This window comes from Methylobacterium sp. Leaf102 (assembly GCF_001422425.1).
Classification (GTDB): Bacteria; Pseudomonadota; Alphaproteobacteria; order Rhizobiales; family Beijerinckiaceae; genus Methylobacterium.
The window spans coordinates 43,342-66,417 of record NZ_LMMX01000007.1; the positions used below are offsets into that span (position 1 = coordinate 43,342).

At 70.3% G+C, this 23,076-nt stretch carries 23 protein-coding genes and 2 tRNA genes; 11 read left to right on the top strand and 14 right to left on the bottom strand.

Annotated features, from left to right (window positions below; genetic code table 11):
* Positions 1-164 precede the first annotated feature (164 nt).
* The 4 genes from ASF27_RS06860 to ASF27_RS06875 form a co-directional block, all read right to left on the bottom strand.
* Positions 165-239: transfer RNA gene (locus ASF27_RS06860), tRNA-Gly, on the bottom strand.
* 100 nt (positions 240-339) lie between these two features.
* Positions 340-414, bottom strand: a tRNA-Gly gene (locus tag ASF27_RS06865).
* A gap of 149 nt (positions 415-563) precedes the next feature.
* Positions 564-1,049 (bottom strand): NUDIX domain-containing protein, encoded by a 486-nt coding sequence (locus ASF27_RS06870; protein ID WP_056168254.1) that lies wholly within the window; start codon positions 1,047-1,049, stop codon positions 564-566.
* 2 nt (positions 1,050-1,051) lie between these two features.
* Positions 1,052-1,750, bottom strand: a complete 699-nt coding sequence (locus ASF27_RS06875) for a fumarylacetoacetate hydrolase family protein (protein ID WP_056358791.1) — start codon at positions 1,748-1,750, stop codon at positions 1,052-1,054.
* A gap of 221 nt (positions 1,751-1,971) precedes the next feature.
* On the opposite strand from ASF27_RS06875, the gene ASF27_RS06880 reads away from it, so the two are divergent.
* The 3 genes from ASF27_RS06880 (at position 1,972) to ASF27_RS06890 (ending at position 5,363) form a co-directional block, all read left to right on the top strand.
* Positions 1,972-3,447, top strand: coding sequence for an FAD-binding oxidoreductase (locus ASF27_RS06880; protein WP_056358838.1), 1,476 nt, complete (start codon positions 1,972-1,974; stop codon positions 3,445-3,447).
* 285 nt (positions 3,448-3,732) lie between these two features.
* Positions 3,733-4,026: a DUF2218 domain-containing protein gene (locus tag ASF27_RS06885; protein ID WP_056168259.1), complete on the top strand. Its 294-nt coding sequence runs from the start codon at positions 3,733-3,735 to the stop codon at positions 4,024-4,026.
* Between the two features lie 62 nt (positions 4,027-4,088).
* Positions 4,089-5,363, top strand: coding sequence for an aminopeptidase (locus ASF27_RS06890; protein WP_056304076.1), 1,275 nt, complete (start codon positions 4,089-4,091; stop codon positions 5,361-5,363).
* Between the two features lie 114 nt (positions 5,364-5,477).
* Here the strand turns inward: ASF27_RS06890 and ASF27_RS06895 are convergent, their stop codons facing one another.
* The 6 genes from ASF27_RS06895 to ASF27_RS06920 form a co-directional block, all read right to left on the bottom strand.
* On the bottom strand, positions 5,478-6,458 hold the full coding sequence (locus ASF27_RS06895; RefSeq protein ID WP_056262619.1) for a lipid A biosynthesis lauroyl acyltransferase: 981 nt from the start codon (positions 6,456-6,458) through the stop codon (positions 5,478-5,480).
* Between the two features lie 120 nt (positions 6,459-6,578).
* Positions 6,579-7,601, bottom strand: coding sequence for a zinc-binding dehydrogenase (locus ASF27_RS06900; protein ID WP_056168272.1), 1,023 nt, complete (start codon positions 7,599-7,601; stop codon positions 6,579-6,581).
* A gap of 17 nt (positions 7,602-7,618) precedes the next feature.
* Positions 7,619-9,103 carry an exopolyphosphatase gene (ppx, locus tag ASF27_RS06905; protein WP_056262729.1) on the bottom strand — a complete coding sequence of 495 codons (1,485 nt, stop codon included), beginning with the start codon at positions 9,101-9,103 and terminating at the stop codon, positions 7,619-7,621.
* A gap of 85 nt (positions 9,104-9,188) precedes the next feature.
* The gene (locus ASF27_RS06910; RefSeq protein ID WP_244474215.1) at positions 9,189-11,585 is read right to left on the bottom strand and encodes an RNA degradosome polyphosphate kinase; all 2,397 of its coding nucleotides are present in this window, start codon (positions 11,583-11,585) and stop codon (positions 9,189-9,191) included.
* A 101-nt stretch (positions 11,586-11,686) separates the two neighbouring features.
* Positions 11,687-12,400 carry a hypothetical protein gene (locus tag ASF27_RS06915; RefSeq protein ID WP_056168412.1) on the bottom strand — a complete coding sequence of 238 codons (714 nt, stop codon included), beginning with the start codon at positions 12,398-12,400 and terminating at the stop codon, positions 11,687-11,689.
* 5 nt (positions 12,401-12,405) lie between these two features.
* Positions 12,406-13,497 (bottom strand): AI-2E family transporter, encoded by a 1,092-nt coding sequence (locus tag ASF27_RS06920; RefSeq protein ID WP_056358794.1) that lies wholly within the window; start codon positions 13,495-13,497, stop codon positions 12,406-12,408.
* Between the two features lie 148 nt (positions 13,498-13,645).
* Here ASF27_RS06920 and purM point away from each other — a divergent pair, with 148 nt between their 5' ends.
* Positions 13,646-14,713: a phosphoribosylformylglycinamidine cyclo-ligase gene (purM, locus tag ASF27_RS06925; RefSeq protein ID WP_056168291.1), complete on the top strand. Its 1,068-nt coding sequence runs from the start codon at positions 13,646-13,648 to the stop codon at positions 14,711-14,713.
* 13 nt (positions 14,714-14,726) lie between these two features.
* The gene (gene purN / locus ASF27_RS06930; protein WP_056358798.1) at positions 14,727-15,389 is read left to right on the top strand and encodes a phosphoribosylglycinamide formyltransferase; all 663 of its coding nucleotides are present in this window, start codon (positions 14,727-14,729) and stop codon (positions 15,387-15,389) included.
* Positions 15,390-15,441: 52 nt separating this feature from the next.
* On the opposite strand, the gene ASF27_RS06935 is transcribed toward purN, so the two are convergent.
* Both ASF27_RS06935 and ndk read right to left on the bottom strand, forming a co-directional pair.
* Positions 15,442-15,819, bottom strand: coding sequence for a hypothetical protein (locus tag ASF27_RS06935; protein ID WP_056168297.1), 378 nt, complete (start codon positions 15,817-15,819; stop codon positions 15,442-15,444).
* A gap of 147 nt (positions 15,820-15,966) precedes the next feature.
* Positions 15,967-16,389 (bottom strand): nucleoside-diphosphate kinase, encoded by a 423-nt coding sequence (gene ndk / locus ASF27_RS06940; protein WP_056168300.1) that lies wholly within the window; start codon positions 16,387-16,389, stop codon positions 15,967-15,969.
* A 222-nt stretch (positions 16,390-16,611) separates the two neighbouring features.
* Here ndk and ASF27_RS06945 point away from each other — a divergent pair, with 222 nt between their 5' ends.
* Positions 16,612-17,169: a DUF2147 domain-containing protein gene (locus tag ASF27_RS06945; protein ID WP_056358800.1), complete on the top strand. Its 558-nt coding sequence runs from the start codon at positions 16,612-16,614 to the stop codon at positions 17,167-17,169.
* A 53-nt stretch (positions 17,170-17,222) separates the two neighbouring features.
* On the opposite strand, the gene ASF27_RS06950 is transcribed toward ASF27_RS06945, so the two are convergent.
* Positions 17,223-17,858 (bottom strand): glutathione S-transferase N-terminal domain-containing protein, encoded by a 636-nt coding sequence (locus tag ASF27_RS06950; protein WP_056168415.1) that lies wholly within the window; start codon positions 17,856-17,858, stop codon positions 17,223-17,225.
* Between the two features lie 213 nt (positions 17,859-18,071).
* Between ASF27_RS06950 and ASF27_RS06955 the strand changes: the two genes are divergently transcribed.
* From ASF27_RS06955 to ASF27_RS06975, 5 genes are all read left to right on the top strand, one after another.
* Positions 18,072-18,320 carry a hypothetical protein gene (locus tag ASF27_RS06955; RefSeq protein ID WP_056358803.1) on the top strand — a complete coding sequence of 83 codons (249 nt, stop codon included), beginning with the start codon at positions 18,072-18,074 and terminating at the stop codon, positions 18,318-18,320.
* A 102-nt stretch (positions 18,321-18,422) separates the two neighbouring features.
* Entirely contained in the window at positions 18,423-18,839 is a 417-nt protein-coding gene (locus tag ASF27_RS06960) for a DUF4345 domain-containing protein (protein ID WP_056168308.1), read from the top strand.
* Positions 18,836-20,848, top strand: a complete 2,013-nt coding sequence (locus tag ASF27_RS06965) for an FUSC family protein (protein ID WP_056358807.1) — start codon at positions 18,836-18,838, stop codon at positions 20,846-20,848. The genes ASF27_RS06960 and ASF27_RS06965 overlap by 4 nt, the downstream gene beginning before the upstream one ends.
* Complete coding sequence (locus tag ASF27_RS06970) at positions 20,848-21,042, top strand: DUF1656 domain-containing protein (protein WP_056168314.1); 195 nt, start codon at positions 20,848-20,850, stop codon at positions 21,040-21,042. Before ASF27_RS06965 ends, ASF27_RS06970 begins: the two co-directional genes overlap by 1 nt.
* Before the next feature lie 2 nt (positions 21,043-21,044).
* The gene (locus ASF27_RS06975) at positions 21,045-22,073 is read left to right on the top strand and encodes an efflux RND transporter periplasmic adaptor subunit (RefSeq protein ID WP_056358809.1); all 1,029 of its coding nucleotides are present in this window, start codon (positions 21,045-21,047) and stop codon (positions 22,071-22,073) included.
* A 415-nt stretch (positions 22,074-22,488) separates the two neighbouring features.
* Here ASF27_RS06975 and ASF27_RS22140 read toward each other — a convergent pair whose 3' ends face one another.
* Entirely contained in the window at positions 22,489-22,632 is a 144-nt protein-coding gene (locus ASF27_RS22140; RefSeq protein WP_210166264.1) for a hypothetical protein, read from the bottom strand.
* Positions 22,633-23,076: the final 444 nt, after the last annotated feature.

The following is a 23,076-nucleotide window of genomic DNA, read 5'->3' on the forward strand; positions in this document are numbered from 1 at the left end:
CCGGTCCCAACGTGCGGTTCCGAGAATTGTTCGCGGTGCTTCGCCGTTGCCGACGGGATCGACCCTTCGGGCGGGGCGGGGCGACCGGCGAGTCCCAGCCATGGCCCTGAAACGCAAAAACGGCCCCGAAGGACCGTCCTGACTGCGCAGACACTTTGATAAATTGGAGCGGGCGAAGGGATTCGAACCCTCGACCCCAACCTTGGCAAGGTTGTGCTCTACCCCTGAGCTACACCCGCTCACGCCACGATGCCGGCACGGGGCTGGCGATCGGGATCGTCTTCTTCACGAAGCCACCAGGCCTGGGTGGGCCGCGGCGTCGCGTCGTCTCGGTCGAATTGGAGCGGGCGAAGGGATTCGAACCCTCGACCCCAACCTTGGCAAGGTTGTGCTCTACCCCTGAGCTACACCCGCTCACAACCGCGCCGCTGGTGGAAAGAACCGCCGGCGGCCCCGGACGGCGTCTCTAAACACCATTCCGCCGAGCGTTGCAAGGGCCGTCCGGCCGATTCCCGTAGCCGGCGCGTTTCGTGGAATTCAGCGGGCCCCGGGGCGATCGCACCTCACCACTGCGCCGCCGGCGGCAGGCCTTCACGGATCTCGCGCAGGCGCGCGCGGGTGGCGGACGTCGTCGCCTCGGGGAGCGCATCGAGGCGGAAGAACCCACTTTCGGCGATCTCCCGATCGGGACGCTTGGCGGCCGGCACGGTGAAGGCCGGGGCGAGGTAGAGGGCGACGTGATCGCGGCCCGCTCCCGTCGCGTGGTGGTAGAACCCGTGCAGCCGAAGGGTCTCCCCCGGATCGACGACGATCCCGGCCTCCTCACGGAACTCGCGGATCATCGCCGCGACAGCATTCTCCCCCACCTCGACCCCGCCGCCCGGCAGGTGCCACCCGGCCACATAGGTGTGGCGTACGAGGCAGACGCGGCCCTGCCCGTCGATGGCCGCGCCGCGTACCCCGAGCGTCATCCCGCGCGTGGCCAGGGCGCCCAGATGGAACAGGCGGCGCAGCAGCGGCCGGTCCAGAAGCCCCAGCGTCGAGGGCATCCTCACACCACGCGCAGTTCGATCGCACCGAGGCCGTCGATGGCCGCGCGCAGGGTCTGGCCCCGCGTCACCGCCCCGACGCCGGAGGGCGTCCCGGTGAAGATGAGGTCGCCCGGCTGCAGGGTGAAGTAGGCCGACAGGTAGGCGATCTGCTCCGAGACGGACCACAGCATCTCCGACAGGTCGCCGCGCTGGCGCTCGGTGCCGTCGACGTCGAGGGTGATGGCGCCGTGGTCCGGATGCCCGATGGCCGAGACGGGATGGAGCGGGCCGATGGGCCCGGAGGCATCGGCCGCCTTGGCGAGGTCCCATGGCCGCGCGAGACGCTTGGCCTCGTCCTGGACATCGCGCCGGGTCATGTCGAGCCCGACCGCGTAGCCGTAGACGTGGTCGAGGGCGGATGCGACGGCGATGTCGGCGCCCCCGGTGGACAGGGCCACCACCATCTCGACTTCGAAATGATAATTCTCCGTGCGGGGCGGATAGGGGTGCTCCGCCGCGTGCGGGCCGGCGACGATCTGCAGGGCGTCGGCGGGCTTCATGAAGAAGAACGGCGGCTCGCGCTCGGGGTCCTTGCCCATCTCACGGGCATGGGCCGCATAGTTGCGCCCGACGCAGTAGACGCGCCGGACGGGAAACAGGTCCGCGCTGCCGACGATGGGCAGCGCGATACGCGGCGGGTTGGGGATCACGGACAGCATCGTTGAGGTCTCCCGGGCATCGGACGCGCGGCCCCCCGCCCTGCACAGAGGCCGCGCGCCCCCTATCATAGGGAGAGCGCCCGGCCACGCCATCCCGGCGACGCGCGCCTTCGACGATCGCCCCGCGAGATCCTCCCGTGCCTCCTTCTCCCGACTTGCCCGCCCAAAACTCGCCCGCCCAAAACTCGCTCGCCCAAAACTCGCTCGCCCAAAACTCGCCCATTCAGGACGTCCTGAGCCGCGACTTGCTGGCCGCCCTGACCGGCCGTCTCGGCGCGGCTCACGTGCTCACCGCATCCGAGGATCTCGAGCCCTACCTCGTCGAGACGCGCGGGCTGCACCGCGGCCGAGCCCTCGCGGTGGCGCGCCCGGCCGACGCGGCCGAGGCGGCCTTCGTGGTGGAGCGGTGCGCCGCCGCCGGAGTGCCCGTGGTGGCTCAGGGCGGCAACACCGGCCTCGTCGGCGGCGGCGTGCCCCAGGGCGGGATCGTCCTGTCGCTGGCCCGCCTCGCCCGGGTGCGGTCCGTCGATCCCACCAACGCCACCATCACCGTCGAGGCCGGCGTCACCCTGGCGGACGTCCAGGCGGCGGCGGAGGCGGCCGGAATGCTGTTCCCCCTGTCGCTGGCCTCGGAGGGCTCGTGCCGCATCGGCGGCAATCTCTCCACCAACGCCGGCGGCACGGCGGTGCTGGCCTACGGCAACGCCCGCGACCTCGTCCTCGGGCTCGAAGTGGTGCTGGCGGACGGCCGGATCTGGAACGGACTCAAGGGTTTGCGGAAGGACAACGCCGGCTACGACCTGAAGCACCTCTTCGTCGGCTCGGAGGGGACGCTGGGCATCATCACCGCCGCCGTCCTGAAGCTGTTTCCCAAGCCCGTGAGCCGGGGCGTCGGTTTCGTCGGCCTCGCCGATCCGGCCGCCGCGCTCGCCCTGTTCGCCCACCTGCGCACCCGGGCGGGGCGCGACCTCACCGCCTTCGAGGTGATCCCGCCCTTCGGGCTGGAGATCGTCCTGCGCCATACACCGGGCGCGACGCCCCCCCTGGCGGGCCGGCACGGCACCTACGCGCTCATCGAATTCTCCTCGACCCGGCCCGACGCGCCGGCCACGGAAGCCCTCGAAATGGCGCTCGGCGAGGCCATCGAGGCCGGCCTCGTGGAGGATGCGACCCTGGGCGCCAGCGAGGCCCAGAACCAGGCCCTGTGGACCCTGCGCGAGAACCTGTCGGAGGTGCAGCGGCGCGAGGGCGGCTCGATCAAGCACGACGTCTCGGTACCGCTGACGGCGCTTCCCGCGTTCCTCGATCGGGCGACCCGGGCCTGCGAAGCGGCGATGCCGGGCCTGCGCGTCTGCGCCTTCGGCCATTTCGGCGACGGCAACATCCACTTCAACCTGAGCCAGCCCATCGGCATGGACCGGGCGGCGTTCCTCGACCAATGGGGGCGCTTCAACCGCATCGTCCACGACGTGGTGGAGAGCCTCGGCGGTTCCATCGCCGCCGAACACGGCGTCGGTCTGATCAAGCGCGACGAACTCGCCCGCTACGGCGACCCCGTCGCCCTCGACCTCATGCGCCGCCTCAAGACGGCCCTCGATCCGCACGGAATCCTGAACCCCGGCAAGGTGGTCCCGGAGCAGGCTCCACCGGGCGCGCACGCGGAGCCCGGGGGCACCGGGCCGGCCGCCCTCCTCTGAGCCGGGGAGTCCACGCGCTCTTTTGCCGGAACCCGAACGCGCATTGCCGGATTGTCATTGTGCAACGCACCAATCCCGTTCAGACTGCGTTTCGCGCCGCGCCATAGAATCGGCGTCAATGGCCCCAAGGATGTGAGGAGACGGCGGTTTTTCGGACAGTGCGGTGCGGCAGGTTACCCCGCCTTAACCGTCACCCCCTTCAATCGGTCCGAAGATTCCGCCCCGAAGATTCGATCGCGCCGTGGCGCGACCCCGCCCCTCTGGGGCAGCGATGGAGATCCGACGATGCCGACCTCTCAGGCGAGAGTCCCCACGGCCGAGGCGAGCCGCTACCTGAAGCAGCTCTGCCGGCACTGGAGCCACAAGTTCCCCGTCGAGGCCACCGATGACGCCGGCCGCGTGCCGTTCGGCGAGGATCGGGTCTGCACCTTCGAGGCCGAGGCCGACGCCCTCCTGATGCGGGTGGCGACGCCCGATCCCGCGGCCCTGACCCGCCTCGAGAACGTGGTCTCCGATCACCTCCTGCGCTTTGCCTTCCGCGAGAACCTCGGCGAGATCACTTGGTCGCGCGCCGCTTGACCTGATCTCCCGGGACCTGATCTTGAGCGAACGCTCACAGCAGGTTCGAGGGAGATCAAGGGATGGATACGCACGGTCAGGCCGGCGGAGCGGGCTCGGCTCCATCCGCCCATGCCACACGCCTGGAACGCCTCGCGGAAGTGGCCGTCAAGGTCGGCCTCGGGCTGCGGACCGGCCAGGAACTCGTGATCACGGCGCCCCTGGAGACCGTCGCCCTCGTGCGGGCGATCACGGTCGAGGCGTACAAGGCCGGCGCCTCCCTGGTCACCACGTTCTACTCCGACGACGCCGCCACCCTGGCGCGCTTCGCCTACGCCCCGGAGGAGGCCTTCGACACGGCCGCCGGATGGCTCTATTCCGGCATGGCGGAAGCCTACCGCAACGGCGCCGCGCGCCTCGCCGTGGCGGGTGACGACCCCGCGCTGCTCGCCGGCCAGGACACGGCGCGGGTGTCGCGCGCCAACCGCGCCCGCTCGCAGGCCTACGTGCCGGCCCTCGAACTCATCGCCAACTTCGCCACGAACTGGACCATCGTCTCGGCCGCCACCGTGCCGTGGGCCCGCACGGTGTTCCCCGATCTCCCCGAGGACGCAGCCGTGGCCCGCCTGTGGGACGCGATCTTCGCAGCCTCGCGGGTCGACGGGCCGGACCCCATCGGCGCCTGGGAGGCGCACAACGCCGCGCTCCACGCCCGCATGGGCACCCTCAACGCCCATCGCTTCGCGGCCCTGCGCTTCCAGGGTCCGGGCACGGACCTCACGGTGGGGCTCGCCGACGACCACGAATGGTGCGGCGGCGCCTCGGTCTCGCGCAGCGGCATCACCTGCAACGCCAACATCCCCACCGAGGAGGTGTTCACCACACCCCACAAGGATCGGGTCGACGGGTTCGTCACGAGCACCAAGCCCCTGTCCTATCAGGGCACCCTCATCGACGGCATCCGGGTGCGGTTCGAGGCGGGCCGCATCGTCGAGGCCGAGGCGCGCACGGGTGGCGCGGTGCTCGCCAAGGTGCTGGAGACCGACGCGGGTGCGCGCCAACTCGGCGAGGTCGCCCTGGTGCCGGCCTCCTCGGCGATCTCGGCCTCGGGGCTGCTGTTCTACAACACCCTCTACGACGAGAATGCCGCGAGCCACATCGCGCTCGGCCAAGCCTACAGCAAGTGCTTCCTCAACGGCGGCGCGGATTTCAGCGAGGCGGATCTGGTGGCGCGCGGGGCCAACCGCAGCCTGATCCACATCGACTGGATGATCGGTTCGGCCGCGGTCGACGTCGATGGCCTCACGGCGGAGGGCCGGGCGATCCCGGTGATGCGCGCCGGCGAGTGGATCGACTGAGCGCAGCTCCGGGATTCCGAAGGGCCAGCCCTCCGGCGGGTGTCGGGCAGAGCCCGACGAAGAACCCACGGCGCTTCCCTGGACCCGCGAAGGGCTTGGCCCTTCGAACCCGGATCAGGTGGCGGGCGCAGCCGCCTCGGTGGCGGATGTCGCCGGCGCCTTCGGCTTCGGCAGCATGGCCGGGCGCCAGCGCCGGTGCATCCAGAGCCATTGTCCGGGATTCTCGCGGATCCAGTCCTCGACCACCCGGGTCATGGCCTGCATGGCGCCCTGGACGTCGATCTCGCCCTTGGCGTCGCGCGGCAGATCGAGGGGTGGGGTGAGTTCGAGGGCGAAGCGCGCGCCCTCCCGCCGCACCACGCGCACGCCGTGGACCGGGCATTCGTAGTGTCGGGCGAGCTTGCCGAGCAGGGGGTTGACGAGGACGGGGCGGCCGAAGAACTCGACCACGACGCCCCGGGTGAAATGCTGGTCGATGAGCTGGCCGAGGTGTCCGCCGCGCTCCACCACGCCCTGCATGGCGAAGACGGCGCCCTGCCCGGCCGCCGCCAGGCCGCCCATGGTCTGGCGGCGCACCTCCTGCACGAGCCGCGCGGAGGCCGCGTCGTTGGGCGGCCGGAAGATCGCCGTGGCGTCGAGGCCGTAGCGGGCCGCGCAGATCGCCGGCAATTCCCAGTTGGCGAGGTGCGCCGAGAAGATCAGCCCCGGCTTCCCGTCGTCGCGCAGGTCCGCGAAATGGCCCTCGCCCGAGACCTGCATGCGCTGGCTCGACGGATCGGTGTCGTCGGCATCGAACAGGGTGTGGAGGTGGGCGTATTCGGCGCCCGTTCGGCCGAGATTGTCCCAAGCCTCCGCCGCCAGCGCCCGCCGGGCGGCCGGATCGAGGTCGGGGAACGCGGCCGCGAGGTTGGCCATGGCGGTCCGATGGGCCGGCAGGAACGGGCCGACGGTCCGGACCAAGCGCCCGCCGATCCGGCTCGCCCGGTCGGTGCCGAGCCGGCGGGCCAGCCAGAACAGGGTCCGGATCAGGGGGATCATCGCCAGCCCGGCAAGGCGCGGCAGGTGGCGTTTCAGGACCAGAGCGAGGCGGAGCAAGGCGATTTCCGTGCGGACGAGCGCTCACGGCGACGCTCACCCTCCCCGCTTAGATCATTTTTTCGCGGGGGTGCACCCGGTCTGCGTCCAACAGCCGGGCGGCCCCGGCGAGACGCTCCGTCACAGGGTGACGAGAATCTTGCCGAACACCTTGCGGGATTCGAGGCGCTCCAGCCCCTGGGCGAAATCGGCGAGCGGCAGGATCGTATCCACCACGGGGGTGAGGCCCTCGGCCATCTTGGCGAGCGACTGGCGGATGTTGGCCATGGAGCAGCCGAACGAGCCGGTGATGCGGTATTGCTGCTGGAACAGCTGCATCAGGTTCATGGTGGTGGAGACGCCCGAGGTCGACCCGCAGGTGACGAGGCGCCCGCCGCGCTTGAGGCACAGGAGCGAGCCGTTCCAGGTGTCGGGCCCGACATGCTCGAACACCACGTCGACGCCCTTGCGCTTCGTCAGCCGGCGGACCTCGCCCTCGAAGCGTTCGTCGCGGTAGTTGATGACGTGGTCGGCGCCGAGCGCCTTGGCCTTCTCCCCCTTGGCGTCGTCGCCGACCGTGGTGAACACCGTGCAGCCGATGGCCTTGGCCATCTTGATCGCCGCCGTGCCGATGCCGGAGCCGCCGGCATGGACCAGGATGCTTTCGCCGGGCTCCAGCTTCGCGTTGTCGAACAGCATGTGCTGCACGGTTCCGAAGGCGATGGGCGCACAGGCGGCATCGGTGAAGCCGACCCCGTCCGGCACCCGGACCACGAGACGGGCCGGCATGGTCACGAACTCGCGGGCGAACCCATCGATGTGGAAGCCCATCACGCCGGCGACGTTCTCGCAGAGATTGTCGCGGCCCTCCCGGCAGGCCTTGCACTGGCCGCAGGTCTGGGCGCCGTAGAGGGCCACGCGGTCGCCCTCGGCCAGGCCCTCGACGCCCTCGCCGACGCAGGCGATCTCGCCCGAAGCTTCGGCGCCCACGGTGAGGGGCAGCTTGCGCTTGGCGAAGGCCATGCCGCGAAAGCCCCACACGTCGATGAAATTGAGGCCGACCGCCCGGACGCGGATCCGGACCTCGCCGGGGCCGGGGAGAGCCGGGGCCTCGATCTCGCTCACGCGCAGGTCGCGGTCGCCGAAGAGCTGGAGGGCTTGCATGGGGTCTCGATCCGAACTCAGGCGATCACGATGCGGCCGTCGAGGCCGATGACGCGGCCGACGCCGCGGACGCGGTTGAGGATGCGGTCACCCGCCAGGGTCTCGCAATCGGGCGGCATGGTCAGGGTGACGCGCCCCTCCACGACGGCGACGGGAAGATTGCCGAGGCTGCCCGTCATTCCGGCCGTCAGCGGGAAGGCGAGGCGCAGGAGGGCGCCGAGCAGGCGGGCCCGGTCGAACAGGCGGGCCCCGGCGAGGTTGCGCAGCATCGGGCTCGCCTTTTCCGGCGCGACGCCCTCGTGGCGGAAGTATACGGCGAGCGCCAGATAGGCCCGACCGGGATGGTCGATGCCGACGAAGGCCGCGTGGGTGATCACGTTGACGCTCTGCTCGCCGCGATAGTCCGGGTGCGCCCGCCAGCCGATATCCGAGAGCAGGCAGGCGGCGTGCCGCAGACGGCGCTCGTCCGCCGTCTCGGGCGCGTCGAGGGAGGCGATGAAGCGGTCGGTCCAGGCGATGAGATCCGTGGCATGCCCCGGCGAGCGGGCCCGCAGGGCATTGAGTTCGGCGGCCGCCACCAGGAGCGGATCGGCCAGCCGCGCGTCCCGGTCGAGCTGCTCGTAGAGCAGGCCCTCGCGCACGCCCGCGGCCGAGACCGCGAGTTCGCGCGGGCGCCCGACCCGGAGGATTTCCTCCAGCACCACCGCCCCGTAGGCGAGCAGTGGCCGGCGGGCCTCGGAGACGCTCTCGACGTCCTGCAGCAGGGCCGCGTCCGTGCGCTCCACCACTTCGAGGAAGTTGAGTTCGTCCGAGGGCTCGACGCTGTAGCCGTGCATGACGTGGAGCGGGTAGCCCCGCGCGGCCTGATGCAGGCGGGCCAGGGCCCGCCAGGTGCCGCCGACGGCGTAGAAGCTGCGTCCGCGCAGGGTCTCGAGCTGGGGGGCGGCCTTCTTCAGGTGCTCGCGCACGATCTTGATGGCCTTCTTGGGCGAATTGCCCGAGAGGTCCTGAAGGGCCAGTCCGCCGAGCGGCATGGTCACGCCCGTGCCCACGGTGGCGCCGCGCACGTCCACGAGTTCGAGGGAACCGCCGCCGAGATCGCCGACCACGCCGTCCGGCGCGTGGAAGCTCGATACGACGCCAAGCGCCGACAGCTCGGCCTCGCGCCGCCCCGACAGGAGCTCGATGGGGTGGCCGCAGGCGGCCTGCGCGGCCGCGAGGAACTCGGCGCCGTTCTGCGCGTCCCGGGCGGCGGCCGTGGCGAGCACGAAGACCCGGGCGACCCGCATGGTCTCGCACAGCACCCGGAACCGCGCGAGGGCGATCAGGGCACGCCGGACGGCCTCCTCGTTGAGGCGACCGGTGGTGAGCACGTTGCGGCCGAGCCCGCACAGGACCTTCTCGTTGTAGAGGGGCGTCGGCGCCCGCGTCAGCCCGTCATAGGCGACGAGCCGCACGGAGTTCGAGCCGATGTCGATGATGGCCACGGGCTCGCGGCGCATCGAGGCCGGCGACGCGTCGGCCCCGGACTCGCCGCGGGGTGGGCCGGCATGGTGGAGGCCCATGCATGTTCCTTCGGCAAGGCGCTCAGGCGCGCTGGGCACGGCGGCTCAGGGCGCGCGGGCTCGATTTCTTCGACGATTTGCCGCGCCCGGACAGGCTCGGATTCGTCATGAAATATTTATGGGCGTTGAACGGTTCCTCGCCCTCGGCCGGCTGGATCCGCTCACTCGCGCCAGACGCCAGTACACGCCAGCTCTGGCGGTTGTCGAGGAGGTTAGCCAGCATGATCTGATCGAGCACCTGCTGATGCACCGTGGGATTGGTGATGGGCAGGAGCGCCTCGACCCGGCGATCGAGGTTGCGGCTCATGAGATCGGCCGAGGAGATGTACACCGTCGCCTTGGGGTGAGGCAGCCCGACGCCGTTGCCGAAGCAGTAGATGCGCCCGTGCTCCAGGAAGCGCCCGACGATGGATTTCACCCGGATGGTCTCCGACAGGCCGGGGATGCCCGGCCGGAGGCAGCAGATGCCGCGGACCACGCAATCGATCTGCACGCCCGCCGCGCTGGCGTCGTACAGGGCGTCGATGATCTGCTGATCGACCAGGGAGTTGCACTTGATCCAGATCGCCGCCGGGCGCCCGGCCTTGGCGTGGGCGATCTCCTGCTCGATGTTCTCGAGGAGGCGGGGCTTCAGGGTCAGGGGTGAGACCGCCATGCGCTCGAGGCCCGCGGGCTCGGCGTAGCCGGTGATGTAGTTGAAGATGCGCGACACGTCGCGGGCCACCACCGGATCGGCGGTGAAGAACGACAGGTCGGTGTAGATGCGCGCCGTGATCGGGTGATAGTTGCCGGTGCCGACGTGGCAGTAGCTCACGAGCTTGTCGCCCTCGCGCCGGACCACCATCGACAGCTTGGCGTGGGTTTTCAGCTCGACGAAGCCGAACACCACCTGCGCGCCGGCCTTCTCGAGGTTGCGCGCCCAGCGGATGTTGGCCTCCTCGTCGAAGCGGGCCTTGAGCTCGACGAGGGCGGTGACCGACTTGCCGAGTTCGGCGGCTTCCGCCAGGGCCGCCACGATGGGCGAGTTCGAGGAGGTACGGTAGAGGGTCTGCTTGATCGCGACCACGTTGGGGTCGCGGGCGGCTTGCGCCAGGAACTGCACCACCGCGTCGAACGACTCGTAGGGGTGGTGGACGGTGAAGTCCTTCTGCCGGATGGCCGCGAACACGTCGCCGCCGCTCTCGCGGATGCGTTCGGGGAAGCGCGGATTGTAGGCCTTGAACTTGAGCTCCGGCCGGTCGATCCCGACGATCTGCGACAGTTCGTTGAGCGCCAGCATGCCCTCGACCATGAAGACCGCATCGGGGCCGATCTCGAGTTCGTCGGCGACGAACGCACGAAGATCCTCCGACATGCCGGCCTCGACCTCGAGGCGGATGACGATGCCGCGGCGGCGCTGCTTCAGGGCCGTCTCGAAATGCAGGACGAGGTCCTCGGCCTCCTCCTCGATCTCGAGGTCGGAATCGCGGATCACCCGGAACGCCCCGTGGCCGCGCAGGGAGTAGCCCGGGAACAGGCGTCCGGTGAACAGGACGATGACCTGCTCGATGGCGATGAACCGCGCCGTGGCGTCCCCGTCCGCATCGGGCAGGCGCACGAAGCGGTCGACCAGGGCCGGCAGGCGGATGAGGGCGCGCAGCACCCGCCCGTCCCGCGGACGCATGAGCATCAGGGCGACGGTCGACCCGAGGTTCGGGATGAACGGGAACGGATGGGCCGGATCGATGGCGAGCGGCGTCAGCACCGGGAAGACGTGGCTGAGGAAGTACTCCTCCAGCCAGGCCTTGTGCTCCGGCGTGAGGCCGGCGGGCTCGACGAGTTCGATGCCGACGCCGAGGAGTTCACCGCGCAACTCGCGCCAGCGCTGCTGCTGGTCGAGCGCCAGGCGCGACACGTCCGAACCGACGCGCGCGAGCTGCTCGGCCGGGCTCAGGCCGTCCTGCGAGGGCGCGACGAGGCCGGCGCGGACCTGATCGTGCAGGCCGGCGACGCGCACCATGAAGAACTCGTCGAGGTTGTTGGCCGAGATCGAGAGGAAGCGCAGCTGTTCGAGCAGCGGGTGGTTGGGGTTCGAGGCCTCCTCCAGAACCCTTCGGTTGAACTGGAGCCAGGACAGCTCGCGGTTGACGAAGCGCTCGGGCGAGTGGCGCAGCGCGAGGCCGGCCTCGCGCACGGTGCCGCGGACGTCCGCGGCGGCGGGCAAGTCGGGCGCCGGCTCGGGCAGGGGCGCCTCCACGAGGGGCAGATCGACGTCCGGCCCGGCCTCCGCCGCGAGGGCCGCGGGCCCGTCCGCACCGATCGCGGGCTTTTCCTGAGCGACGCGTTTCGGCGCGGACCGTGTGGCCCGGGGACGGGCCACCGCACGTGTGGTCTCGGCCTCGGCGGGTCCGGTCTCCGATGCGGTCGCGTCCGATTCCATGTCCGCCAAGTGTCTGTCTCCTGAAAGCTGAGGGGCGGCTTCCTAGCATGCGGGAAGGCGCGGTTCTTGACGGTTCGATGACAGTTTCCGGTCCGCAGCCTCTAATCGTCGGCCTCGTCGTCGGTGGCATCGAGGCCGAGGCGGGCGAGCACGGCCAGCGCCAGGGGCCGGGTGATGCGCCGGCCGCGCCCGAGGGCGTCGCGGTCGAGTTCGCTCACCACCTGTCGGGCGAGGCCGAACGAGCGGTCGATGCGCAGGGCCAAGGCCTCGACCACGGCGAGATCGACCACGAGTTGGCGATCCACGAACAGCTTGACGAGGACGGCGCGCAGGAGCGCATCGTCGGGAGCGAGGATGGTGGCGCCGGGCGCCAGGCGCAGGCGGGAGCGCAGATCCGCCGTCGCGAGGCCCATGGCCTCCACGGCTTGCGCCGCCGTGACGAGGACGGGGCTGCCATGCTCCCGCGCGAGGTTGAGGAGATGGAACAGGGCCGCCTCGTCGCGACCCTCGGGCCGGTCGATGTCCTCGATGACGAGGGCGCCGTTGGAGACGAGGTGCGGCACCCGTGCGGCCTGGACCTCGGCGACGGAGGCGGTCCAGGCATGGGCCCGCGTCGCCCAGATCGAGGCGAGGTGGCTCTTGCCGCTGCCGGGCGGGCCGGTGAGGACGCAGACCGTGTCGGGCCAGTTCGGCCAGGCTTCCACGAGGCCGTAGGCCGCCTCGTTGGCGGGACCGACCAGAAAGTCCTCGCGCCCGTAGCGGGGGTCGGCGGGCAGGTCGAACGCAAGTTGCTTGGGGGGCGCATTCTCGCGGATGGCCATCAGGTCTCACGGTTGGGGAGCAGCACCGGGGAGCCCGCGTGATAGAGCGGACTCTGCAGGTAACGGCTCAGGGCGAAGCGCACCACCACGCCGATGGAGGCGGCCACGGGCACGGCGAGCAGCAGGCCGAGGAAGCCGAACAGCGAGCCGAAGGCCAGGAGCGCGAACATCAGCCAGACCGGGTGGAGGCCCACCGATTCGCCGACGAGTTTCGGCGAGATGATGTTCCCCTCCAGGAACTGGCCCACCGCGAACACCCCGACGGTGAGCCCGATATGGAGCCAGTCGGAATCGGGCCAGAACTGCGCCAGGGCGACGCCGACGGAGAGCAGGAAGCCGGTGAGCGTCCCCACATACGGGATGAAGGTGAGGAAGCCCGCGATGAGGCCGATGAGCACGCCGAAGTTCAGCCCGACCACGAACAGCCCGACGGCGTAGAAGGTGCCGAGGATCAGACAGACCAGGGTCTGGCCGCGCACGAAGCCGGTCACGGCCCCGTCGATCTCGCGGCCGAGGCGGCGCACCACGGCGCGGTGGCGCGGCGGCACCCAGCCGTCGAGGGCCGCGATCATCCGGTCCCAGTCGACGAGCAGGTAGAACGCCACCACGGGCGTCACCACGAGGAGCGAGGCGATGGAGATCAGCGCCTGACTGCCCGACCACAGGGATTTCAGGAAGGCGAGGAACCACGTCCCGCCCTGCCCCACCAGGGTGCCGACGGAGGATTGCAGGTCGGTCAGGACATCCGCGCCGCCCATGCGCTGCAGCAGCGGGCCAGCCCTCTCCGTCAGGATTCCCTGCAGCCGCGCGACCATGCCGGGCAGGGTCGCGACCAACGCGGCGATCTGGTTGGCGGCGAGCGGGACGACGATGAGGAGCGCCACCACGAGGACGACCACGAACATCGCCAGGATCAGGAGCGAGGCCGTGAGCCGCCCGAGGCCGAGACGTTCGAGGCGGTCGGCGATGGGATCGAGGAGGTAGGCCAGCGCGAGGCCGGCCACGAAGGGCAGCATCACGTCGGCCAGGAGATAGAGGAGCAGGACAGCTCCGCCGAGTGCCAGACACCCGATCACCGCCCTGCCGCGCATCGGCCGTCCTCCGTCCCGCACGCCGCCCGTGCGCTCACGAGAGTGGGAAGCCGGTGGGGTGCGGTCAAGGTATGCCGCAGAAGACTCGCGAAGGCGCGCGGGAATGGTTAGAGGTCGCGAAAGAGCGGATCGGAAGAGAGCGGCGCGGATGACCGGCGAGCCCAAACACGGAATGACCTACGCGGAGGCCGGCGTCGACATCGATGCGGGCAATGCCATGGTCGAGACGATCAAGCCGCTGGTGCGCGCCACCCGCCGGCCGGGGGCGGATGCCGAGATCGGCGGGTTCGGCGGCCTGTTCGACCTCAAGGCGGCGGGGTTCCGCGATCCGATCCTGGTGGCAGCCAACGACGGCGTCGGCACCAAGGTGAAGATCGCCATCGAGACCAACCGCCACGACACCATCGGCATCGATCTCGTCGCCATGTGCGTCAACGACATCATCGTCCAGGGCGCCGAGCCGCTGTTCTTCCTCGACTATTTCGCCACCGCCAAACTCGTGCCCGGCGTCGGGACCGACATCGTGCGCGGGATCGCGGCGGGATGCCGCCTCGCCGGCTGCGCCCTCATCGGCGGCGAGACCGCCGAGATGCCGGGCCTCTACGACGGCGCCGACTACGATCTCGCCGGCTTCAGCGTGGGGGCGGCCGAGCGCGGCACCCTGCTGCCGCGCGGCAACATCGTGCCCGGCGACGTGGTGCTGGGCCTGCCCTCCTCCGGGGTCCATTCCAACGGCTTCTCCCTGGTGCGCCGCATCGTCGAGAAGAGCGGTCTGTCCTACGACGATCCGGCGCCGTTCGAGCCGATCCGCACCCTCGGTGAAGCCCTCCTCGAGCCGACCCGCATCTACGTGAAGCCTCTGCTCGCCGCCCTGAAATCCACGGACGGGATCAAGGCGCTGGCCCACATCACCGGCGGGGGCTTTCCCGACAACCTGCCGCGTGTGCTGCCCGACGGGGTCGGCATCGCCATCGACCTCGACGCGATCATGCCCCCTCCGGTGTTCGGCTGGCTCGCCGAGATCGGCGAGGTCGCCGAATCCGAGATGCTGCGCACCTTCAACTGCGGCATCGGCATGGTGGTGGTGGTCTCGCCCGACAGCGTCGGCGCGGTGTCGAAGGCGCTGGATCTCGGCGGTGCCTCGCCCGTGCGGCTCGGCCGGATCACGACGCGGGGTCCCGAGCCCGTGACCTTCGAAGGCCGGCTCACGTTTTGACGGTGCCGCGCTGATGACGCCTCCGAAAAAAACCCGGGTCGCGATCCTGATCTCGGGACGCGGCTCGAACATGGCCTCGCTCATCGCGGCGGCCGCGGCGCCGGATTTTCCCGCCGAGATCGTGCTGGTGGCCTCCAACCGGACCGAGGCCGGGGGCCTCGCCACGGCGGCGGCGGCCGGCATCGCGACGCGCGCCATCGACCACAAGGCCTATCCGAGCCGCGCGGCCTTCGACGCGGCGCTGCACGCCGAACTCGTGACCGCGGACATCGACCTCGTGTGCCTCGCCGGCTTCATGCGGATCTTCTCGGCCGGCTTCGTCGAGGCCTGGGCCGGGCGGATGATCAACATCCACCCCTCCCTGCTGCCCCTGTTCAAGGGCGTGCACACGCACGAACAGGCGTTGGCCGCAGGTGTGCGCCTGCACGGCTGCACCGTGCATTACGTGGTGCCGGAGCTCGATGCCGGGCCCATCGTCGCCCAGGCCGCCGTGCCGGTCCTGCCGGGCGACGATGCCGACGCGCTGGCCGCCCGCATCCTGGTGCAGGAGCACCGGCTCTATCCGGCGGCCCTGGCGCTCATCGCCTCGGACCGTGCGCGCCTCGACGGCGACCGGGTGGTTTTTTCGGACGATGTGAGCCGGGCGGACGGCGCCCTGCTCAGTCTTCGGGATTAGACGGGCTCCGCAGTGGGACGGACCTGCACAGGCGGGTCCGCCCTGCAGCGAATCAGGCCGGGCGCGGCAGCTGGCAGCTGTCGAGGGCCGAGAGCGCCTTGGCGCGGGCCGAATCGTTGAAGTAGCCGGTGGTGCGATAGGCAACGAGTTCGTTCTGGTCGAGGCTCGCCAGGGTGCGCTGGGCGTAGCAGCCGCACGGGCGGGCGAGGGAGACCTCGGACACGTTCTGGAGCCGGGCCTGCGTCACCGTGCAGGCATGGCGCACGCGACCGGTGAGGTTGCTCGCGGTGGCGGTCTTGAGGGCCGGATCGGGCGTGTAGCCGGCGAGCTCGGCCGTCGGGCCGGCCTTGTTGGCGTTGCAGGCGGCGAGCGCAGCGAGGAGGCCTGCGGCGAGCAGAAGCCGGCCGGTGCGCGGAGCGAGGAGGCGCATGGTGTGAGGGGTCCGTGAAAGCGATTCGGGAAACAGCCCGGTTTCACGGAGCCCTGGTGGCCGCGCAAGGGCAGCGCGGCCACAGCGTGGCGGCAAATACCGCCGCGCACCGCCGCCCCTCGGGACGGCGGTGCGCGGCGAAGGCACTCAGCCGGCGATGTCGGAGTCCTGGAAGAACTGCGCGATCTCGAGCTTGGCGTTCTCGGCGCTGTCGGACCCGTGGACGGTGTTCTCGCCCACCGACTCGGAGAAGGTCTTGCGGATGGTGCCCTCGTCGGCATTGGCCGGGTTCGTGGCGCCCATGATCTCACGGTAGCGGGCGATGGCGTTCTCGCCCTCGAGCACCTGCACGACCACGGGGCCGGAGATCATGAAGTCGACGAGCTCGCCGAAGAACGGGCGCTCCTTGTGGACCTCGTAGAACTTCTCCGCCTGGGCACGGCTCATCTGGATGCGGCGCTGACCGACGATGCGCAGGCCGGCCTTCTCGATCACGGCATTGACCGCGCCGGTCAGGTTCCGCTTCGTCGCGTCGGGCTTGAGGATGGAGAAGGTGCGCTCGGTGGCCATGGTTCGTCCGGTTCTGATTCTGTGGCCGGAACTTAAGGCTCCGGCGCCGGGCTTATAGCGGGGGCGCCCCCGCCCCTCAACCCGAGGGTAAAAACCCTTGCCTCACGAGGAAAAACCCTCGGCCATGGCTTGAGCGCAACAGTGCCGGAAATTCGCCCGATTGCGCGGGCTTTCTGGTGTCAACGACACCGACCCCTTCCGCCGTTCGACGGAGACCATCCCATGCGCGTCGCCCTGACTGCCGCCTGCCTTCTTTCCGGCTTCACCATCGCCCAGGTGGTGCCGGCCCTCGCCGCTCCCACCCAGGACCCGTCGGGCACCTGGCTCACCGGCGACGGACGGGCCAAGGTCCGCATCGACCGGTGCGGCCCGGGCGGCGCCAACATCTGCGGCAAGGTGGTCTGGCTGAAATCCCCCACCACCGAGGACGGCGCTCCGCGCACCGACATCAAGAATCCCGACCCGAAGAAGCGCAGCCGCCCTGCCTTGGGCCTTACCCTCCTCGACAACCTCAAGCCCGAGGAGTCGAAATTCTCCGGCGAGATCTACAACGCCGACGAGGGCAAGCTGTACCAGGTGAGCCTGGAGCGTGAGAGCGCCTTCGAGCTGTCGGTCTCGGGCTGCCTCCTGAAGATCCTGTGCGGCTCGCAGACCTGGACCCGGGTGCCAGATGTGAACCAGCAGGCCACCAACGTGGCCGGCGAGGCCGCCGCCCCGGCGCCGAAGCCCGCCGCGAAGGCGGTTCCGAAGCCGGCGGCCAAGGCCGCTCCGGCGGAATAACGGTCCCCGGGGGGCACTGCCCCCCTTGTGTGGAAGGGAGGGTCCCCCCCCTTTCAGATCGCCGCGAACCCGCGCTGCACGGCGGGCCGCGCCAGCATCCGGGCGATCCAGGCCTCGACATTGGGCAGGGCGGCGAGGTCGACGCCCTGCTTCTCGTGGTACTTGGCCCAGGGCAGGATCGCGATGTCGGCGATGGAAATGTCTCCCGCGACATAGTCCCGGCCGTCGAGTTGCCGGTCGAGGACGCGATAGAGCCGCTGGGCCTCCGTGGTGAAGCGCTCGATGGCGTAGGGAATCTTCTCCTGCGCGTAGATGCGGAAATGATGGGCCTGACCGAGCATCGGCCCGAAGCCCGCCACCTGCCAGATCAGCCACTCCTCGACCTTCACCCGCGCGCGCTCGTCGGCGGGGAGGAAGCAGCCGGTCTTTCGGCTGAGGTATTGTAGGATCGCCCCCGATTCGAAGATTGTGATCGGCTCGCCCCCCGGCCCGTCGGGGTCGACGATGGCCGGGATCTTGTTGTTGGGCGAGAGCGCGAGGAAGTCCGGCGCCATCTGGTCGCCCCGGCCGATGTTCACGGGCACCACCCGATAGGGCAGGCCACACTCCTCCAGCATGATCGGGATCTTCCAGCCGTTGGGCGTGCTCCACGTGTGTACGTCGATGGGTCGTCCCGGAGCGTGTGCCATGCGGTTCATCCCGGCCAAGGTTCGTCGTGCTTCCTGTGCCGGATCAAACCGCAACGCCAGCCGATGGTTGCGGGCGGGGTGCTGGGCGGATCGCGGGCCGGCCTTACATCGGGGAGATTGCTCTGCAAAAGCCTCTTGCCGAACGCTCTGGTTGTGGGTGTGATGCGCCGTGCCCGCCCCATAGGGGCAACACCGCAATCGAGAGTTGTTACGATGCCGTTCCGCTCCCTCCTCCTGGCCTGCCTCGCCGCCCCGCTCCTGCTGTCCCAGCCGGTCCTCGCCCAGGAGAAGGGCACGGCCGCCAAGGAGCCGACCGTGAGCCAGAGTGCGGCGCGCACGCGCCAGAAGACCTGCGGTGCGGAATGGCGGGCGCTCTCCGTCGCCGACAAGGCCGCCAAGGGCCCGAAATGGCCGCAGTACTTCAGCAAATGCGTGAAGCGCCTCAAGGAACAGAAGGCCTGATCCACAAACACCGGTGCGTCGGGCACCGTAGCGCTCACCCGGGAACGCTTGCCCGTCTGCCCTGTTGGCCGTCGGACGGCTTGTACGGGACGGGACGGGGCGATGCGGGAACGGCAGGCGTTGCAGCGCGTGGTGGCGGCGGTCGCCCTCGTGCCCGTCGTGTCGGGCCTCTACGGCGTCCTGTTCGGCCTGAGTAGCGGGGGCGGCCTCGTCGATGTCTCCGCCGACAGCCATTACCGCTACCTGTCGGGCCTCCACATGGGCATCGGCATCCTGTTCTGGATCTGCGTGCCGGGAATCGAGGCCAAGGCCGGCCTGTTCCGCTTCCTCACCCTGGTGGTGGCGCTGGGCGGCCTCGCCCGGCTCCTCGGCTTGGCGCTGACCGGCCTGCCGTCCCTGACCATGATGGCGGCGCTCGCCGTGGAGCTCGTGGTGACCCCGCTCCTGTGCCTGTGGCAGGCGCGGGTCGCCGGATCATCCGCGGACGCCCTCGTTCCGGCGGCGTCACGCGTTCCATGAGCGAAGCGACGCAGGACGCGCCCTCCCTCCTCGACCGCACCCTCGCCTTCGCCGACCGGGTGGTGCCGCCGCCCTCCGCCTGGGCCTTCGCCCTGCGGATCTGGCTCGCCATGGTGCTGGCCCTCTACGCGGCGTTCTGGCTCCAGCTCTCGGGAGCCTCCTCGGCCATGGTCTGCGTGGCGATCCTGGCCCAGCCCAAGCGCGGACAGGCCCTGTCGAAGGCGCTCTACCGGTTCGTGGGTACGATCGTCGGGGCCGTGGTGGCCATCGTGCTCATCGCCCTGTTCGCGCAGGACCGGGTGCTGCTGCTGGTGTCGTTCGCGACCTGGCTGATGCTGTGCGTCTTCACCGCCCACTTCCTGCAGGACACCCGGGCCTACGGGGCGATGCTGTCGGGCTACACCGTGGCGATCATCGCCATCGCGCATATCGACGCGCCGCAGGCGGTGTTCGAGGCCGCCGTCGACCGGGTGGCGGCGATCGCCATCGGCATCGTCGCCATCACCTTCATCAACGATGCCCTCGCCTCCCCCAGCACGTGGCGCACGCTGCGCACGCCGCTGGACGGCGCGCTGGAGGCGACCCGGGCTTTCGCGCGCGACACCTTCACGGCAGGCGATCCCGGATCGGAGCGCGCCGGCGCCCTCATCCGCCGCATCGCGGTCATGCGGGGGGACGCCAGTGCCATCGCGGGCGAACTCGACGACGGCCCCAACCGGGCCGCGGGGGCCCGCAGCGCCATCGCGGCCCTCTACGCCATGGCGGCCTCCGCCCGTGCCTTCGGGACCGCCGCCGACCGCGCGCCCGGCCCCGCCGTGGCGGAGGCCCGTGCCCTGTGCCTCGACCTCACCCGCGACGGCGCGCGGGACGCGGCCCTCCGGGCGGCCGAACGCCTGCGCGACGGTCTCGCCGACACCGTCGGGCGCGGGGCCGATCTCGGCGAGGTCCTGGTCCTGCAGCGCGCCGTCGATTTCGCCCGGAACGCCGCCTTCGCGCAGGACGGCGCCGAGGCCCTCGACACCGGGAAGCGTCCCTTGCGCGACGTGCCCCTGCCGACCCATCGCGATTTCCCCGTGGCCCTGCGCGGGGCCGCGCGGGTCGGCATCGCGTTCGGGACGACGGCCCTCCTTCTCATCTTCGCGGGCTGGCCGGCCACCTCCTTCGCCCTGGTCCAAGTGGCCGCCACCTGTGCGCTCTCCTCCATCACGCCGGACCCGAAGGCGTTCGCCCGGGGCGTGCTCATCGGCATGCCGCTGGCCGCCCTGTGCGCCGGACTCGTCCTGTTCGGGCTGCTCGCCGGGGTGCAGGGGTTTCCGCTGCTCGCCATCGCCATCGCGCCCGTGGTGTTCGTGGCCTGCTTCCTCAGCCTCAATCCGCCGACCTTCGGTGTCGGCTTCATCCTGCTGGTGTTCTTCCCCGTCCTGCTCTCGCCCTCGAACCCGCAGACCTACGATCCGCAGACGTTCTTCGCGAACGCCCTGCTGGTGGTGATGGCGGCCCTCATCCTGTTCGTCACCGTGCGGGTGGTGCTACCGATCTCGCCCTCCCAGCACCGGGCCTTCGCCCTCGATTCGGCACGGCGCGCCCTGGTCGATGCCCTGGCCGGCGAGGGCGGCGATGCCACCACCCGGACCAGCCTCAACAGCGATCGCCTCCTCCAGTTCGCGCAATGGAGCTCGAAGAGCGGCGCCGTGCGGACGGCAAGCCTCGACCGGGCCTTCGATCTCGCCCGGATGGAGGCGGCCGCCGCCCGGGCTCATGCGGAGCTCAGGCGTCTCGCGAGCGACCCCGCCCTCGCGGATGCCGCCGGGGCGGCGCGGCAGGCGATCATGGCCGTGGACCGCCGGGCCATCGAGGCGGCGGCGCACGCGCTGCTGGCCGCCGGGCGGGGGACCGCGCGGACCACGCGCCTCGCCATCGCCCGGGCGGCGAGCGATCTCGCCACCATCGCCAACGTCGCCGCGACGCAGGGGCGGTTCCTGCGCCGCCTCGGACTGAAAGGCGCCTGATGCGTTCGGACCTCGACTTCGGCGGCGTTCTCGTCTCGCCCTTCGTCGCCTACGCCGCCGGCGCCCTGGCGATCCTGATGCTCCTGCGCGTCGCCTTCAACCGTCTCCGCTTCAGCCGCTACGTCGCCAATCCGCCGCTCGCGGAGGCCGGCCTCTACGTCTGCATCCTCGCCCTCCTGATCGTGTTCCTGTGACGATGTCCGACGAATCCCGAGATGCCCGCCAAGACGCAGACCGGAAGGCGCAGCCGGCCAAGGCTCAGCCGGCCAAGGCTCCCAAGACGGTAGGCCGGCCCCGGCGGATCCTGCGCCTGTTCGCCACCGGCCTGATCCTGGCTTGCGCCTTCGTGGCGGCGGCCCTGGTCTGGCAATTCTACGTCACCGCGCCGTGGACCCGCGACGGCCGGGTGCGCGTGCAGGTGGCGAGCGTCGCGCCCCAGGTCTCGGGCCAGATCGTCGAGTTGCGCGTCACCGACAACCAGGCGGTCAGCAAGGGAGACGTGCTCTACGTCATCGATCCGTTCGATTTCGACGTCGCCATCGCGTCGGCCCAGGCCGAGATGGACAACCGCGAGGCCGACCTCCAGGTCAAGCGCACCCAGGCCGCGCGGCGCGAGGCGCTCACCACCCTGTCGACCTCCGTCGAGGAGAAGCAGCAATTCGCCGGCACGGCCAAGATCGCCGAGGCCGCCCTCGCCTCGGCCAAGGCGCAGCTGTCCCAGGCCAAGATCAACCGCACCCGCACGGAGGTGCGCGCGCCCGTGAACGGCCGGGTGACCAACCTGCTCCTGCGGGTCGGCGACTACGCCACCACCGGCACCGTCAACATCGCGGTGATCGACACCGATTCGTTCTGGATCGACGGCTACTTCGAGGAGACGAAGATGGCCCACATCCATGTGGGCGACACCGTCTCGGCGCAGCTCCTCGGTTACGATCCGATCATCCGCGGCCGGGTCGAGAGCATCACGCTCGGCATCAGCATCGCCAACGCGGCGCCGAGCACGCAGGGGCTGCCCAGCGTCGATCCCGTCTACACCTGGGTCCGGCTCGCCCAGCGCGTGCCCGTGCGGGTGCGCATCGAGGGCGTGCCCGCGGGCGTGACCCTGGTGGCCGGCATGACCGCCACGGTCTCCGTGGGGGAGCCGGGCGTCCACGGACGCAACTGGTGGGCGGCCCTGCGCCAGCGCGTCTCGGGCTGGGCGGTCCCGACCCCGAACCCGTGAAGCGGGTGGGGTGGGGACGGGCGCCAAGACGTTGACCGTTCAGGACGTTTCGCGGTGCTCCCTCACTCCGACCGGAGACTTTCGACCAAGCCGGCAAATAGGGGGTTGACGCTTCCCCCCGGCAGTCGCAGTCTGTCCTTGTGCTTCGCCAGTCAAGCACAGACAAAGCAACGAGGTGACCAGCAGCGACGTTTGACGTTCGATTGCGGCCAACCCCGAGTGGGAGACGAGCATGACTCCACCCCAGCAGCACGCTGCGGCGACGATCCGAGCTTAATTCGATCCGGATCCGAGCAGCGAAGACACGAATCACGGGACGGAAGCGGTCACCGGGGCGCAGAAGCGGCCTTTACGGCACGACTTCGAACACGCGAAATGCCCCATCTCGACCGCTTCCGCCGCCGGTTTCTCTTGCTCAGCCTTGGCGGCTGAGATCTAGGTTCATCAAGATTTCATCGTAGAAGACGTCGGCGATGTTCAGCGCGCGCGGCTCGATGCCGTATGGCACGAACCCGGCGGCTTCGTAGGGCCGGATCGCGCCGTGATTGGCGGCCTCCACGGACAACCCCACATCGTCCACGCAAGTCTCCGCATAGGTGGTTCTCCGCATAGGCGGTCACGGCCGCGATGAGCGGCATGCCAACGCAGACGCCGCGTGCGTCCGCGCTGACGAAGACGCCCCACGAAGCGCCACCCACAAAGTGCCCTTGGTGGCGGAGCTTGGGCGCCTCGGGCACGTAGAGTGCCGCGCCTCCGACCAGGTCCGCCCTCCCCGCTCCAGGCACCGAATACGGCTTGGATCTCCAGGGGCCACGGCGAACCACGCGAGCGGCTGTCTGGATTCCACCTCCCCTGACGCGCCGAACGCCTCCGGGTGCCGGGTTAAGGCATCGAGACGCACGGCGTGGAAAGCCGGCGTATCGGCCGGCCGAGATGGCGGATCGTGAAAGCGGATGCCGGGCTCAACGCGTCATCCCCTCGCGATGAAGCTGGTCTCGTCCCG